Source organism: Candidatus Dadabacteria bacterium (assembly GCA_026706695.1).
Lineage (GTDB): Bacteria > Desulfobacterota_D > UBA1144 > Nemesobacterales > Nemesobacteraceae > Nemesobacter.
In genome coordinates this window covers 1-14,833 of the sequence record JAPOYE010000108.1, presented here as the reverse complement: position 1 = coordinate 14,833, position 14,833 = coordinate 1, and the positions used below count along the sequence as shown (strand labels likewise).

Below are 14,833 nucleotides of genomic sequence, written 5' to 3'. Positions count from 1 at the left end.
TGGAGATAGGAACAATCTGGTTTTCTTTAAGAATATTTTCGGTTTCTTTCCAAAGTCGAAAAATTCGTTTGTTTTTGTTTCCCGACAAAGGTTTAAGAAACCTGTGAGCGCCGTTTTTTGTCTTGCCGTGGAGATATAGAGCTTCAAGAATGCTTCTGTATATTCCTAGTTCCGAGGGAGACCCCTTTATGTAGAGGTCTTTATGGTTGGGATGGTTTACCATGCCATAAAGCAATTTCCGTATTGCCGCTTGCCCATTTCCTGAGGGTTTTTCCCGGTTAACTAGTTCCGTACGAATCTTTGGCGCATACGGAAATGTTTTATCTGCTAGATTTGAAGCAAAGACCGACAAAGAAGAAGTTGTTCTTACTTGCTTACGACTTCCTCCGACAAACCATCTAGTTTTATTAAGGGAAGTCTTCAGAATGGTCTGTAGTCGCTCTTTTACTACGGTGATTCTCGCCTCGATTTCTAGTCTTGCTACAGAATCGCCTTCAAGTTCAGGATTGTTTCTTTTGATATCGTGCAAGGCACTCAGTTCTTTGCCTAAATCGTTTATGAGCTCATAGCTAGAGCTGAATCCAACGGCAACTGGATAACCGCTAACAGCCGACTTAGATGCTTCTTTGCAAATAGTTCTTATGTTTTCCCTGCTATAATTATTCTCGGTTGGAACAACTAAAAAGAATGCCCCCGCCGTTCCATCGGTCGGATGAAAATTTTTCGCTAAATTGCATGCTTTTTCAGCCGATACAATTTCTACTTTGAACCACCTTAGAGTGCCGGTCTCGTGATAATGCTTTTTGGCTATAGCGGGGCGCATTTGAACTAGGTCGCCGAGTTCTTCTATATTCAATTTTCTTGCAACAAGTTCTTTTTGAAGCGAACTCTCAATGTCAAAATCGCTACCCGCATATATAGCCCATGAATTAAAATGCTTTCTGAATATTACGGCTGACCATTTTTCTATATCCTTAAGTGCTTTTCCTACATCGCCTTTTTTGGTGTCCGCAACGCAAGTCTTTAAAATTTCGTTCTCCGGCATAAGTCCAGACCCGTGCCGGAACATCTCAATAACTGCAACTGTCTTGGCAAGTTTTACGTGTAGTGGGGTGCCTTTGGCTTCACAAAGTGCTACTGCCTCCACGGACTGAGCCCATCTGTGACTGTCTGCAGATGCCATAATTGCTGATTCAAGATTGGTTTTCAGATAGTTCCACAAGCGCCATGGTTCATATGTGGTTCCCATGACTTCGGTTGACTTCAGGAAGTCCTGGAAACCTTCGGGTTCACTTGATCCGAGGAAACCAAATACGCTTCTTTCATTCTGTCCGAATCGCCATCGCGACAAGGGACCAAGCAATACGGCTGTTGCAGGATGAACAGGCCAACAGGAGTCAAGGTAGGTGGCGAAATCAGAAGGAATACCGGCTCGCCTGTTCCTTATTGAATTTGCTATGATCTCTGCTGCTACAAAGTTTTCAGGGTGTTCCAAGTCTGTATCTATTGCTTTACCTATCAGATCGACTACTTCTTCAACGGCCGTAACGAGGGGAATATCGACATAACGCCCTTGCACCTTGGTCCACTCTTTGCGTGCTTTCTCTCCGAGACGGGACGTGTATTGTTCAAATGACTGATGGAGAATTCCTAAGACTACAAGACGTCCCTTAGTGCGACTTGCTGACTCGGCGAGTTCTTGGAAGAAGTGAATGTCTCCTCCCTCCTGGGCGGCTTCTTCAAGGTATTTGCCCATTTCGTCTATTACTAGCAGGACCCCATTTCCAGGGCGTTCTTCGGCTTTTTTCCGAAGAAGTTTTATGATAGTTTTTGCCGATTGCCTAGTCTGGTTTTCTTTTTCCGCCCGAAAGAGGTTTTTTCTAAGATCGTTTACTAAATCACCTCTATGTCCAACTAACGGAATAACAAGCCATCCCGATTCATCTGATGGGAAAGCCTCTTCAAAATAAGGAAGCTCTTTTGTCAATTTCTTAGCTTGACAGCTAAGGGAATTATTAGTGAGGGAAGCACATAGAACTAAGGCTAAGCTTGATTTACCTGCGCCGTAGGGCCCGGTACAGGTAAAAGCCCGGCGGTTGGACTCCACAGCCATTTGGGCCATTCTTTGCAGTGCATATTTAGCCGAGTTGTGAAAAACAAATCCGTCAAGGGCTTCAGGAATCTCTAGATCGGTATCAATACGTGCGGATTGCTGAAAAGTCTTGGATATCTTGATTTTTTCGGCAAGCAGCATTTTACTCTGAATTAATTGTTGGTATATGCTAGATCAAGAAGGTCTATTGATTCTATATTTTCTTTGAACCTAGTTACGTTTCTTATTCCCGAAGTGTCGGTCCATTGAAAGCACCCTTCTGAGCTTTTTCCTATTCTTACGAGTCGTTCAACCAAAGACTGTTCGTCAAGTTTGAATACTCGTCCGGGCGAACCTGGAGCATAGGTCAGAATTTCTACCGAAGCGGAGTTCGAATTAGATATTCGATTCTGCCAAAATTCATTCAGAGAATAGAGAAAGACGCCTTCGGGCAGGCTCGGCTTCGGCCCATAGTTAAACTCGAACATGTGAGATCCGACAGGGCTGATGAGTTCCAATTCCGACAGAACGGATTCTATTGAGTCTTCCGAAAACTTTTCATCACTTTGGTGCACATAACTTCTGAGAAAACAGTCAACATCTCTTTTGATGGTTGTCTCGGAGGCACCTTCCCATCTCCGGGCTGTACATAGGTTTTGTATAGATTTGACGATATCTTCACGTTCGAATTTTCTTTCGGAAAAATAGTTAAAGGCGTAGTACCAAGTTGAGGTTCTCTCCCATCGTCCTGCTACCATCCAATGTATGAGCCACAAGGTAGCTTCTTTTTCCATAAAAGGGTCGCGGCCGGTTTTTGGTTTAAAAAGAAAATCACCTAATTTAGTTGGTCTGAAAGTTTTATCTTGCGCTTTTATAATATTGCAAGCAAGGGCCCAATGGCGAATTGACTTCACTTGGTTTTTTCCTACACCAAAGGTCATTATAGCATCAGGATCTGTAAACGGGTTTTTTCTTTGGTTTTCTTTACAGAGGCCCGCAACTTTTTCATAAGCCTTATACAACCAAAGATATCTAAGCGGAAAGGTCTCGTGTCCCGAGAAATGTCCTTTGGTGGTTTCGTCTGCTAAGGGTCCCGTGTACACAAAAGTAGCCTGACTGGATAGATCCTCCAGTTCCCATTCTACATCTTACCCAATAGAAACTCAAGACTTTTAAAAATTGGCAGAAGTAGGGCAATTTCTAATTTGGATAGCTTTTTCAGAAATCAGGTCTATAGCGCGATTAACTTCTTCGAGAGAGGTAAACCTGCCATACCCGAGACGGATAGAGTTATTTATCTCATCTATGTTAAGTCCTAAGGCGGCGAGTACGTAGGAAGGCTCAACAATACCGGCATTACAGGCGGCTCCGGTTGAGAAGGCAACTTTATCTTGGAGTGCGGTAACAAGCGCATCTGAATCAACGCCGGGAAGTTGTATGTTAAGGTTGCCGGAAATTCTCTGGTTCAGGTTTCCGTTAATTACTAGATCCGGGAAATGAGTGCGCAGTTTGCCTATCAGGGTATCTCGGAGCAACAAATCGTGTGCTCGGTCTTTCTCCATTTCTTCGTCGGCAATTCTGCAGGCTTCGCCTAGCCCTGCGCAAAGAAATGCGGGTACCGTGCCGGCACGTAAATTACTCTGTTGTGCTCCTCCGAAAATAATTGGCTCGATTTTGGAAGAATAGTGGTGAGATACGTACAATGCCCCTATACCTTTTGGACCGTAAATCTTATGGCCGGATATGCTAAGCAGGTCAATTTTCATTTCTTTAACATTTATCGAAACCTTGCCTATTGCCTGCGCCGCATCTACATGAAATGTAATACCTTTCTTGCTGCATAGTTCACCAATCTCTCTAACCGGCTGAATGGTTCCGATTTCATTGTTGACGAGCATAACAGAAACCATGGCGGTGTCTTTAGTAAGAGCAGATTCTATCTTCTCAATGTCAATGATTCCGTTTCTTTCCACAGGAACCATATCAACTAGGCACCCGTATTCCCTCATGGCGAGTGCCGTGTTCAACACGCACTTGTGCTCGATGGAAGTTGTAACTAAGTGTTTTGATCTAGATTTGTTATTGCGCAGAATCCCCTGAATGGCCAAATTGTTTGATAAAGTAGCTCCTGATGTAAAAAGTATTTCTAGTGGTTCTGCTCCTACGGTCGAGGCAATTAGCTCCTGCGCTTTGTCAATTGCTTCAGCAGATTTCCAGCCAAAAATGTGTTCGGAGTGTGGGTTGCCAAACCACCGCGTCATGTACGGTTGCATTTTTTCAACAACTCTGGGGTCTAATGGAGATGTAGACTGATAATCAAGAAAGATCATGAAAAGTTTTAGGTTTCTCTATTTGATTTTATATTAGCGTTTCGGCAAAAGCCTTGACTCTGTATATGGCAAAATAAACTAACCAATTTTTTGCCGATATGAGATACCATCGACGGAAACCCTTACGGTAATTTTTTCCTACCTTTTTACACTACTTAGTTACAACCCGCTCGGTAAATTGCAGTGTTGAACATTTGCCGAAGCGGTCTCTACAGTTTTTCCTACCGGCATCCTCTCTCGACATCTTCAATGCTTTTGTTTTCGGCTGCATCACTTCCAAGACCCCATCTCGCCTTGACCTCTTTCCACAGGCGGACGTACTCGCAGCGATACGCATGATTTGGGGGAAGCCATTTGGCCGGATCTTTTGCTCCCTTTAAGCGGTTCTCACTTTTTGACACAGCAATGAGAGTGGCGGGGGAGGAGAGATCGTTTGCGTATCCTCGTTTCTTTTCTGTGCTCCATGTGTTTCCGCTGCTTATATGGGCTTCTTTCAGCGGAACTAGATGATCTATATCCAGATTACGTGGGCTGATGAAGGTCTCTCCCGAGTATGGGTCAAACCACTGTCCAGCAACAACCTTGCACCCATCTGGGGAAAGGGTAACGGGGACCAGGGATTCTTCTGCCAGAACTTCGTGTCTCGTGTTCTGACAGTCTCCATCTGCGTCTCTCCATCTCGGGTGCCATTCTTTACGGTCATATGCCGAAACCGCCGAGGAGTTTCCCGGTTTTTCTGCTTCCTGAGGTCTGTGGCAGTGATATTCCCCGGTTCTTCTTTCGGTGTGGCAACCCTTTGCGTCAAGACCTCCTCCGTGTGCCAAAGCTAAAGAGGCAAAAAGAAAAACGGCGAGTGCTACTGTGAACGAAAAGCTCCAGGTTCCTCTTTTCAAGATCTGTTTCCTTACCTTTTTAACTTGTATCCGGCTTCCACCATGTCCCAGGTGTCTTTAGTCACTCCCTGCTCGCGTAGCTTGTTCTTCTGAGTTCTCTGCGTGCCGGTCTTCGGGAAGGAATCTACAGACCTTATGAATCTTGGAATCATGAAATAAGGCATTCTGGGCTGTAGGTAGTCCATCAGTTCCGGGGGGTCTACCTCTTTTCCCTCCTTCGGAATCACGAGTATCATGAGTTCGTCTTCTGCGTATTTCCCGGCTTTTGACTTTATGCCTATCGCTGCCGATTCCTCGACGTCGGGGTGTGAGTTGACGATTTTCTCCACCTCAAAGGAGCTTATGTTCTCGCCCCTTCTCCTTATGTAGTCCTTGACCCTGTCGACAAAGTATATGTAGCCGTCTTTGTCCATTCTTCCCGCGTCGCCCGTGTGGAACCAGAAGTTTCTGAAGTCCTCGACGGTCTTCTCGGGCATCTTGTGATAGTAATGAAGCATCACGTTCGGTATCCTGGGGCGGACTATGATCTCCCCTATGTCCCCCCTAGGCACCTCTTCGTCTGTTTCCGGGTCGGCGACCTTTATCTCGTAGTTCGGGGCTTCCTTTCCGCAGGATCCCACCCTGAAAGGTTCTCCGGGCCTCATCCAGGTGCACTGGCCTATTTCCGTCAGGCCGTAGCCTTCCATGAACTTTATCCCGAAGCGCTCCATGAACTCCTCTATCATGTCGTGGGGGGCTGGGGAGCCGAGAACGAGTTTTATTTTATGCTGTCCCTCCTCCGGCACGGGAGGGGTATTCCAGAGAAAATACGACATGGTTCCCACGGTGTTGAACTTCGTAACCCCGTGGTCGACCATCCATTTCCAGAAGCGGCTTGAGCTGTATTTCTCCTCCACTACGGTTTTCGCTCCCTTTATCAGCGCCGGGTAGACGGTCATCACCATGGCGTTTGAATGGAAAAGTGGAAGGCATGTGAAGCACACGTCATGAGGGCCGACGTCCATTATCTCGGCATAGTTCCTTGCGCTGCTGTAATCGGCGGCGGACGGTCTCATGACTCCCTTCGATCTCCCCGTGGTGCCCGAGGTGTACATGAGTCTTGCGTAGTCCATAAAAGTAACCTCAACATTCGGTTCCTTGCCCGAACCCGAATTTACAAACTCCGAGTAGGAAATCATCTTGCGGAACCTGTATCCGTGTCTTTTAAACTTCTTGCTCCCGCTTCTTGTCCAGACTATGACGTGGCGAAGCTTGGAGAGATTCTTCGCTATGGGGGGCATCCGGTCCAGGTACTCTTCCGCTATGAAAAGCACCTCGGCATCCGAACTGTCGATTATGTATTCAAGAAAATCCATCTTGTAGGCCGTGTTTATGGGTACCATCACGGCTCCCATCTTGAGGATTCCGAACCACGTTATTACGTAGTCGTCGGAGTTCGGCATGTAGACGGCGACTTTCTTCGCCTTTTCCACCCCGAGGGCGCAAAGGGCATTTGCCACGCGGTTAGCGAGACGGTTTGTCTGGTAGAAGCTAAGCGGCTTTTTGTATCCGAACTGAAGAAAGGGCTTTTTGCCCAGTTTTTTCGCCTGTTCGCGAAGCACCTTCGGAAGCACCCAGTTCGACCTGTCTTCCTTGAGGTACCAGTTGACGTCGAATTTCCCGTTCTCCCGCTTGTAGGTGACGGGATGCATGAGGTCCTTAGGTTTTTTTCCTGTCATTCTTCTCTCCTTTTCCCCGTCGCGGCGGGGACTCCGGGTTAAGGGTCAGGTCTTTTCGCTTAACCGAATTCCTCTCCGGCCGGTTCCGTTTCGGGTTTTTTCTTTGCGAATATCTTTGCGATAATTATTCCAAGCTCGTAGAAGATGAAAAGAGGAATTAGCATGAACATCATCGATACGGCGTCCGTGGTCGGCGTTATGAAAGCGGCGAGAATGGCGTTTATCAAAAACGCGTATTTTCTGTTCCTCGCGAGAAATCCCGCAGTTACGAGCCCGAGCCGGGAGAGGATGAAGACTATAAGCGGAAACTCAAACACGAGCCCGAAACCTATCATGAGCGCCGTGAGAAACGACAGCGCCTCCTTTATGCTGGGAAACGCCTTTACGTACTCTGTAGTGTATTCGCCGAGCAGAAACCGGAGTCCCTGGGGAGCGGCGATGAAGTAGCAGAAAAGCGCGCCGACGACAAAAAACAGCGTTCCGAAAACGACAAGCGGAATGACGACCCTTTTTTCCTTCTTGTAGAGCGCCGGGGAAACGAAATGCCAGGCGTTATAGAGAATGAACGGAACGGAAAGGAAGAAGGAGAAAAACAGCGATACCTTGAGATAGGTAAGAAACCCCTCGGCTGGGCGTGTGAATATGAGGGAGCTTCCCTCGGGCAGGCTCCTTATTATGGGTCCCATGAGCAGGTCGAAAAGCTGCTTTGAGAAAATGTAGCAGGGGACGAAGAAGACAAGTATGGGAATCAGGGAATATATGATTCTTTTTCTGAGTTCTTCTGCGTGCTCAAGAAAATTCATGCCGGTTTCTTCTTTCATTACGGCAGGTTAGGGTAACCCAAATCGCGATTTTTAACAATTTCCCGCTTTCCTGCGGGCTCTTTTTGCCCGCTCCGAAAACACGCCCCGGCTGATTGACATTGTCTTTCGTTTAACTATTATCTTAGTGGTTTTTATCCCGCCATCCCGGAGGAATTTCTTGAAAATACTGATAACCGACGGACTTGCTAAGCAGGGCCTTGAACTTCTTAGGGCCGCCGAGGGGGTAGAGGTTGACGAGAGAAAAGGCATCTCTCCCGACGAGCTCACGGAGATAATAAAGGACTATGAAGGCCTCGTGGTAAGAAGCGCCACGAAGGTTACAAGGGAAGTCATAGAGGCTTCGGGCGGCAGGCTTCGGATCATAGGACGCGCCGGAATAGGGATAGACAACATAGACCTTGACGCCGCGACCAGAAACGGGGTGGCCGTTATGAACACCCCAGAGTCAAACTCGATAACCACTGCGGAGCACACCATCACCTTGCTGCTTTCCCTCGCGAGAAGGATTCCCCAGGCCCACTCCTCGATAAAATCGGGCAAATGGGAGAGAAACAAGTACAAGGGGGTTGAGGTCTACGGAAAGACGATAGGGCTTGTGGGCCTCGGAAACATAGGAAAGCTGGTGGCAGAGCGTGCTATGGGTCTTAAGATGAAGGCGATCGCGTACGATCCTTACCTAAGCAAGGAAGCCGCGAAGAAGCTCAGCATCGAGCTTGTCTCCCTGGATGAGCTTTTCCGCCGCTCGGACGTTATAACGGTGCACACGCCCCTAACGGACGAGACGAGGGATCTGGTGAACTCTGAGTCTTTTGAGAAGATGAAAGAAGGTGTGATAGTGATTAACTGCGCCAGAGGGGGGATAGTGAACGAGGCGGACATGGCCGAGGCCCTCCGCGAAGGCAAGGTGGGAGGAGCGGCGTTTGACGTTTACACCTCAGAACCCATAGACCCCGAAAACCCCGTTCTCTCGGTCGATGAAAACATAGTGCTTACCCCGCATTTAGGCGCTTCAACGGAGGAGGCGCAGATAAAGGTCGGGACCACCATGGCGGAGCAGCTTATAGATTTCGCGCAGAAAGGGGTAGTCAGAAACGCGGTTAATATGCCGTCGCTTACAACGGAGCAGCTTGCCGTCATGAAGCCTTATATGTCAATCTGCGAGAAGATAGGCAGTCTTCACGGGCAGATCTGCAAGGGCGCGGTTCGTACTGTAGAGGTGACTTACGAGGGCGAAGCGGCCGAAATGGACTGCGGGTACCTGACGGTTTCCGTGCTGAAAGGCTTTCTCTCGCACATAATGGATATCTCGGTGACCTACGTTAACGCCCCGTCAATAGCCGAGGAAAGAAAAATAAAGGTAGTGGAGTCAAAATCCGCGGCCATGAGCCAGTACACAAGTCTCATTACCGTGACTGTTACGACCCGCGAGGCGACCAACGAGATTTCGGGAAGCGTTTTCAGCGGGAACCACGGGAGGATAGTCAAGGTGAACGGGGTCGAGATCGACGTCGTTCCCGAGGGATTCCTGCTCGTGAGCCACAACTATGACCGCCCGGGCTTCATAGGTTCCATGTGTACTGTTCTCGGGAAAAACGGCGTAAACATCGGTCGGATGCACCTTGGAAGAAAATCCGCCGGCGGGGAAGCCATAGTTTTTACGAACGTCGATACCGAGGTTAGCGAAGAGGTTATCCGGGAGATTTTGACCGTAGAGAATATTATTTCGGTAACACAAGTCAGTTTTTCAGATGAATAGATTTTTGACACTGCCCCAGGGAGTGAAGGATTTCGGTCCCGTCAAGGCAGAGGACCTCAAGCGGATAGAGAGTGTGCTCCTTGAGGAGTTTTCCTACTGGGGGTACAGGAGGGTTATAACCCCTCTTTTCGAGTACCTTGACACCATGTCCGCGGGCATCGGGGAAGACTTCAAGCACAGGCTGATGAAGTTTGTCGACCCGCACACGGGTGAAATCGTGGTGCTGCGCCCCGACATTACTCCGCAGATCGGACGCATGGTCGCCACGCAGTTAAGCGATTATCGCTACCCACTCAGGCTTTGCTATTCGGGAAGGGTGGTGAGGTACGAGGAGAAGGGCAGCGGCAAGGAGAGAGAAGTTTTTCAGCTCGGCTGCGAGCTTCTGGGGCTTAGTTCAACTGAAGGGGATTCCGAGATAATCGCACTGGCCCTGAAATCGCTTAACCGTCTCGGCCTTAAAAAAATAACCCTGAACCTCGGGCATACGGGCATTCTTGATGCGGTTCTTCGCGACGCCGGGGAGATACGGGACGAGCTTGTGCAAGCTCTCGTGAAAAAGGATCAGGAGTGGATAAGAAGGATAGTGGAACCCTCCGGGATTCCCACGGACGTAAAGGATGTTCTTCTCTCCCTTTCTGATTACTACGGCGATGCCGATATCCTTCGCAGGGCCGCCCGGAACGAGAGATTCAAGCTCTGCATCGAGGAAATCGTCTCTGTGATCTCCGTGCTTGAGGAATACAATATCGAATGCGACATATCGGTTGATCTTGTGGAGGTCAAGGGTTTTGAGTACTACACCGGAGTTACTTTCGAGGTAATATCGTCTGTCGCTCCCGCTTCCCTGGTTACGGGCGGCAGGTACGACGGCCTAGTCAGCCGGTACGGGCGCAGCGTCCCCGCCGCGGGATTCGCGATAGACGCCGAGGCGCTTATGCAGAACACCAAGAGCAGCGACGGCGAGAACCAGGTCCATTTCATAATAGTGCCCAAAAGCCAGAATCTCAGAAGTGACGCCATAAGGCTTGCCGAATGGCTGCGTTCAAGCAGCTTCAAGGTCATACTTGACTTAACCGGAAGCTACGCGGACATGATCGATTCCAATAATTTCTTCGACGGGGACGGCTCGTTCGCCACATACGGGATCATAGAGCTTGAATCTCCTTCCGAGATGAAGCTGGTCGAATCCCGGACCGGGTCGATCAGGGAATTTTCCAATCTCGAGGAACTTCTTACCGGAGGAGGGCTCTAGGCTTGCCGAGCATAGTGGTCCTGGGTACGCAGTGGGGGGATGAGGGCAAGGGAAGGATAGTGGATCTCATAGCCTCAAGGACCGACCTGGTGGTGAGATACCAGGGCGGAAACAATGCGGGCCACACCATTGTTACGGACGGAAAGAAGATCATACTCCACCACGTGCCCTCGGGCATACTCAGGGAAAACAGCCTGTCTCTTATCGGAAACGGGGTGGTCGTTGATCCCAAGGTGCTGGTCGCGGAAATAGACGCACTCAGAAGTGCCGGGTATCCGGTGAGCCCCTCTAATTTTCTCGTAAGCGACAGGGCCCACGTGATAATGCCCTATCACAGGGAAATAGACCTGCTTAGGGAGAAGCGGCGCGCAAGCGGAAGGAAAATAGGCACTACCGGCAGGGGAATAGGCCCGGTCTACGAAGACAAGTACGCAAGGCGGGGCATAAGGATGCTTGATCTTGCCGAACCCGAAGCCTTTCGCCACAGACTCATTTCCGTCATGACCGAGAGAAACGCGTATATAGAGAAGGTTCTCGGGGCGGAACCCCTTGATCCCGAGAGCGTGTATGAAGAGTACGTCGGGTACGGCGAGGTTCTCGGACCCTTCATCGCGGATGTCTCCGCGATTATCCGCAGAAGCGGCGATGAGGGCAAGAGGATCCTTTTTGAAGGGGCTCAGGGATCACTTCTTGATATCGATTTCGGCACTTACCCCTACGTCACGTCGTCAAACGCGGGTCTTGGGGGCGTGTTTTCCGGGACCGGAGCGGTACCGGCACTCGTAAGCTCCATAGTGGGAGTCGCTAAGGCGTATACCACCAGGGTCGGGGAAGGCCCCTTTCCAACGGAGGAATCGGGCGAGATACAGGATGCGCTCAGAAGGGAAGGAGAGGAATACGGGGCTACCACGGGGAGAAGCAGAAGGTGCGGATGGCTTGACGCAGTCGCGCTTGACTATGCGCTTAGAACAAACGGCGTAACCGCCATTGCCCTTACGAAGCTTGACGTGCTTTCGGGCTTTGAAAAAGTAAAGATATGCACGAGCTACGGATATAACGGATCGATCATGAGGGAATTTCCCGCAAGCCTCTCCGTTCTTGAGAACTGCGAGCCCTCATACGAGGAGATGGACGGGTGGGATGAGGATCTGGCCGGGATAAAGAGCGCTGAACAGCTGCCCCCAAACGCCCTGCGTTTCATAAAGAGGGTTGAGGAACTGACCGGAGTTCCGGTCTGGATCGTTTCGGTGGGACCGCAGCGCGACATGTACCTGGAACTGAGAGACTGCGTTTTTTCCCGGTAGTCAGTTCTCTTTTAGAACCTTGATCGTCTGCGCCGCAAGCCTGGGGTCGAACCTGTTCTCAGATGAGATGAAGTTGCTGTCGAAAAGGCCCGAAGCTTCCACTATGTCCCCCTCGGCAAAAGAGAGTTCTTTTTCCCAGACGACAGTTATGTAGGTTCCGTCGCTGTCGGCGAGCTTAAAAGTCGCCGATTTTGCCGGTTCCCCCATCGTTTCGATCTCCCACACCTTTCCTTTGACGCGCACTTCCTGCATCGCGTATACCGAGGGATTAAGCACGAGAACCACTACGGATTTGTCAGCCGAGATCATTGAAGCTGCCGGATTCTCCCATCTTTTGCACGAGGGAGCAAGAAGCATGGCTGCGAGAAGAAAGGCGGCGAGTGTTTTCATCTGTTTTCTCCTGTTACGGGGTAAGTCCGCTCACATTATCCTTAATTTTTTCGTACGCGTCTATTATCTTCATCACGAGAGGGTGCCTTATGACGTCGGTTTTCGAGAAGTTGACGAACTCTATTCCCTTTATTCCGGAGAGGATGTTCATGGCTTCGATCAGCCCGGAGTTCTGTTCCCTCCCAAGGTCTATCTGGGTAATGTCTCCCGTTATGACCGTTTTTGAGCCGAATCCGAGCCTTGTAAGAAACATCTTCATCTGTATGGCTGTCGTGTTCTGCGCTTCATCGAGAATTATGAATGCGTCATTCAGCGTTCTTCCCCTCATGTAGGCTATCGGGACGATTTCAATCATGTTTTTCTCAATCAGCCTGTTTGCCCTCTCAAAATCCATCATGTCGTAAAGAGCGTCGAAAAGGGGCCTCAGGTACGGATTCACCTTTTCCTGGAGATCGCCGGGGAGAAACCCCAGTTTTTCTCCCGCCTCCACGGCGGGCCGAGCGAGCACTATTCTGTTTACTTTCTTGTTCGTAAACGCCGAGACGGCCATCGCCATCGCCAGGTAGGTTTTCCCCGTTCCCGCCGGTCCTATGCCGAACACCATGTCGTTTCTTCTTATGGCGTCGATGTAGAGTTTCTGGTTTATTGTCTTGGGGGTTATTATTTTTTTCCGTACGGATATGCAGACCGTGTCGAGGAATATTTCTTCGAGGGAGGCGTCTTTCTGGCTTAGAAGCCTTTTCGCTATCTTTATGTCCGAAGGCTGGAGAACGTACCCCTTCTCTATAAGAGAGTACATCTGCCCCATGAGCATGCCCGCCTCCGCGGTCCTCTCCTCGTTCCCCTTGAGAGTGATCTTGTTGCCCCGGGTGTGGATGCTTATGTCGAATTCGTTCTCTATTTCCTTGAGATTCGAGTTAAGTTCCCCGTAGAGGACCTTTACCGCTTCTATGTTCTCAAGTTCAAGTTCCCTGATTCCGTCCATAGGCACCTAGGTTGTCGCGCAGGAGAAATTACGCATCGTGTTTAGAGTTCTTGCGGTATCCAGCCGAAAACATAGCGTTGTCTATCTGCTCCAAGGTTCCCGGAATGTGGGGTATGATTTTTGGCTTGCGTCCCATTACTTTATAAAAATATCTCTTGAAAGGCCAGACTGCTTTATGATTCTCTGGATAGTAGAAACAGGAATATCTTTGTTGGCATGTTTTGGAACAATTACAGTTTTTCCTGCTTTTTTGTTTTCATATTTCATATGACTTCCTTTAGCACTTTTAAAAGTAAAACCCCATTGCATCAGAATTCTCTAACTTCTTGAAAAGACAGCGGGGTCAAGCGGCTCAAGCTTCCTCTCTCCTGAGTGAAAGCTTCACGGAATTGTAGCTTAACGGACGGGCAAAAGCTGCCAACTCTTCAATCTCCGATTCCGATAAGTCTTCAATATACAGTTCCATTGCTTCCTTGTGATGCTCCATTGCTTCCTCATATGTATCCCCAAAAGTCGAAACTGATGTGATTGGACAACCAGTTACGTAGACGTTTTCCTCCTTCCATATCAGTACTGGGAAATCGCTCATGGCGCGTGACTAACCTCCTGTTCTCCCGTATACCTAGAAAATATACCATCTAAACATTTTTACAAGGAAGTCAAGAAGTCATGTCCCTGCTGGAGGTGGAAATAATATAGGGGAATTATCTTGCCGCTTCGGTTGCTATATGGCCTGCGAGTTCCGTTACAAAGACGTGGAGGCCGGTGGCCTTGCTCATCTCGACGTATTTACCGGTACGTGCAGCGGAGCGGGGAGACATTAGGACGCAAGCAGCCGAGTAGAGTCGTTCCTGAACCATCTTCTTGCAGAAGATATTGTAGCGGTCCGCGTAGGAAGCGTTCTGAAAATCCGGGAACAGTTGGAAATGGGGAGATCGATTTTTTACCGGTTTGCGCGATGCAGACGTATCTTCAAGAAGGATCAGCCATCCCAGGAATGGTCGTGACTGTTCACCAAACGCGCCTTCACGATAGGCCGTCCACAGGTCAACGGCGGTTCCGATGGCTTCCTCGGTGCGGTTGTTGAAATTGTTGCCAAATGAGGGGCCAACTTGCGATTTCAATTCAATGGCTGCAACCAGACGGCCTCTCCTTAATATCAGCAAATCCCAGATCTTTGTCGGGCGAAAGTAACCGGGAAGGGTCAATACGCGCCCGTGTTTAATAACTTCTGCAGGAATTCCCACTAAGAGCTTACCGTGTTGGGGTTAGCAAACAAATTTCGGTTT

At 49.2% G+C, this 14,833-nt stretch carries 13 protein-coding genes and 1 pseudogene; 3 read left to right on the top strand and 11 right to left on the bottom strand.

Annotated features, from left to right (window positions below; genetic code table 11):
• The 6 genes from OXG10_08450 to tatC all read right to left on the bottom strand — a co-directional run.
• Nucleotides 1-2,254: AAA family ATPase (locus tag OXG10_08450; protein ID MCY3827384.1), on the bottom strand; the 2,254-nt coding region annotated here is incomplete at its 3' end.
• 11 nt (nt 2,255-2,265) lie between these two features.
• Nucleotides 2,266-3,195: a DUF4007 family protein gene (locus OXG10_08445; GenBank protein ID MCY3827383.1), complete on the bottom strand. Its 930-nt coding sequence runs from the start codon at nt 3,193-3,195 to the stop codon at nt 2,266-2,268.
• 69 nt (nt 3,196-3,264) lie between these two features.
• Nucleotides 3,265-4,422, bottom strand: coding sequence for an aminotransferase class V-fold PLP-dependent enzyme (locus tag OXG10_08440; GenBank protein ID MCY3827382.1), 1,158 nt, complete (start codon nt 4,420-4,422; stop codon nt 3,265-3,267).
• Nucleotides 4,423-4,643: 221 nt separating this feature from the next.
• Entirely contained in the window at nt 4,644-5,315 is a 672-nt protein-coding gene (locus tag OXG10_08435) for a YHYH domain-containing protein (GenBank protein MCY3827381.1), read from the bottom strand.
• An 11-nt stretch (nt 5,316-5,326) separates the two neighbouring features.
• Nucleotides 5,327-7,033: an AMP-binding protein gene (locus OXG10_08430; protein MCY3827380.1), complete on the bottom strand. Its 1,707-nt coding sequence runs from the start codon at nt 7,031-7,033 to the stop codon at nt 5,327-5,329.
• A gap of 59 nt (nt 7,034-7,092) precedes the next feature.
• Nucleotides 7,093-7,836, bottom strand: a complete 744-nt coding sequence (gene tatC / locus OXG10_08425; protein MCY3827379.1) for a twin-arginine translocase subunit TatC — start codon at nt 7,834-7,836, stop codon at nt 7,093-7,095.
• A 178-nt stretch (nt 7,837-8,014) separates the two neighbouring features.
• Here tatC and serA point away from each other — a divergent pair, with 178 nt between their 5' ends.
• The 3 genes from serA to OXG10_08410 are packed head-to-tail and all read left to right on the top strand — an operon-like array spanning nt 8,015 to nt 12,169.
• On the top strand, nt 8,015-9,613 hold the full coding sequence (gene serA / locus OXG10_08420) for a phosphoglycerate dehydrogenase (protein MCY3827378.1): 1,599 nt from the start codon (nt 8,015-8,017) through the stop codon (nt 9,611-9,613).
• Entirely contained in the window at nt 9,606-10,865 is a 1,260-nt protein-coding gene (gene hisZ, locus OXG10_08415) for an ATP phosphoribosyltransferase regulatory subunit (GenBank protein MCY3827377.1), read from the top strand. Before serA ends, hisZ begins: the two co-directional genes overlap by 8 nt.
• A gap of 2 nt (nt 10,866-10,867) precedes the next feature.
• The gene (locus OXG10_08410) at nt 10,868-12,169 is read left to right on the top strand and encodes an adenylosuccinate synthase (GenBank protein MCY3827376.1); all 1,302 of its coding nucleotides are present in this window, start codon (nt 10,868-10,870) and stop codon (nt 12,167-12,169) included.
• Here OXG10_08410 and OXG10_08405 read toward each other — a convergent pair whose 3' ends face one another.
• The 5 genes and pseudogenes from OXG10_08405 to OXG10_08385 form a co-directional block, all read right to left on the bottom strand.
• A complete protein-coding gene (locus OXG10_08405) occupies nt 12,170-12,559 on the bottom strand; it encodes a hypothetical protein (protein MCY3827375.1) in 390 nt (129 codons plus the stop codon). It abuts the gene before it with no gap.
• A 13-nt stretch (nt 12,560-12,572) separates the two neighbouring features.
• Entirely contained in the window at nt 12,573-13,544 is a 972-nt protein-coding gene (locus OXG10_08400) for a PhoH family protein (GenBank protein MCY3827374.1), read from the bottom strand.
• Nucleotides 13,545-13,679: 135 nt separating this feature from the next.
• Nucleotides 13,680-13,853 carry a type II toxin-antitoxin system HicA family toxin gene (locus tag OXG10_08395; GenBank protein MCY3827373.1) on the bottom strand — a complete coding sequence of 58 codons (174 nt, stop codon included), beginning with the start codon at nt 13,851-13,853 and terminating at the stop codon, nt 13,680-13,682.
• A gap of 43 nt (nt 13,854-13,896) precedes the next feature.
• Nucleotides 13,897-14,133 carry a type II toxin-antitoxin system HicB family antitoxin gene (locus OXG10_08390; GenBank protein ID MCY3827372.1) on the bottom strand — a complete coding sequence of 79 codons (237 nt, stop codon included), beginning with the start codon at nt 14,131-14,133 and terminating at the stop codon, nt 13,897-13,899.
• 115 nt (nt 14,134-14,248) lie between these two features.
• Nucleotides 14,249-14,779, bottom strand: a pseudogene (locus OXG10_08385) (restriction endonuclease).
• Nucleotides 14,780-14,833 lie beyond the last annotated feature (54 nt).

Excerpts from the sequence above, each read along its gene's own strand:
- tatC (MCY3827379.1), bottom strand. The coding sequence starts at position 7,836 with ATGAATTTTCTTGAGCACGCAGAAGAACTCAGAAAAAGAATCATATAT.
- OXG10_08430 (MCY3827380.1), bottom strand. The coding sequence starts at position 7,033 with ATGACAGGAAAAAAACCTAAGGACCTCATGCATCCCGTCACCTACAAG.
- hisZ (MCY3827377.1), top strand. The coding sequence starts at position 9,606 with ATGAATAGATTTTTGACACTGCCCCAGGGAGTGAAGGATTTCGGTCCC.
- OXG10_08400 (MCY3827374.1), bottom strand. The coding sequence starts at position 13,544 with ATGGACGGAATCAGGGAACTTGAACTTGAGAACATAGAAGCGGTAAAG.
- OXG10_08395 (MCY3827373.1), bottom strand. The coding sequence starts at position 13,853 with ATGCAATGGGGTTTTACTTTTAAAAGTGCTAAAGGAAGTCATATGAAA.
- OXG10_08390 (MCY3827372.1), bottom strand. The coding sequence starts at position 14,133 with ATGAGCGATTTCCCAGTACTGATATGGAAGGAGGAAAACGTCTACGTA.
- OXG10_08405 (MCY3827375.1), bottom strand. The coding sequence starts at position 12,559 with ATGAAAACACTCGCCGCCTTTCTTCTCGCAGCCATGCTTCTTGCTCCC.
- OXG10_08440 (MCY3827382.1), bottom strand. The coding sequence starts at position 4,422 with ATGATCTTTCTTGATTATCAGTCTACATCTCCATTAGACCCCAGAGTT.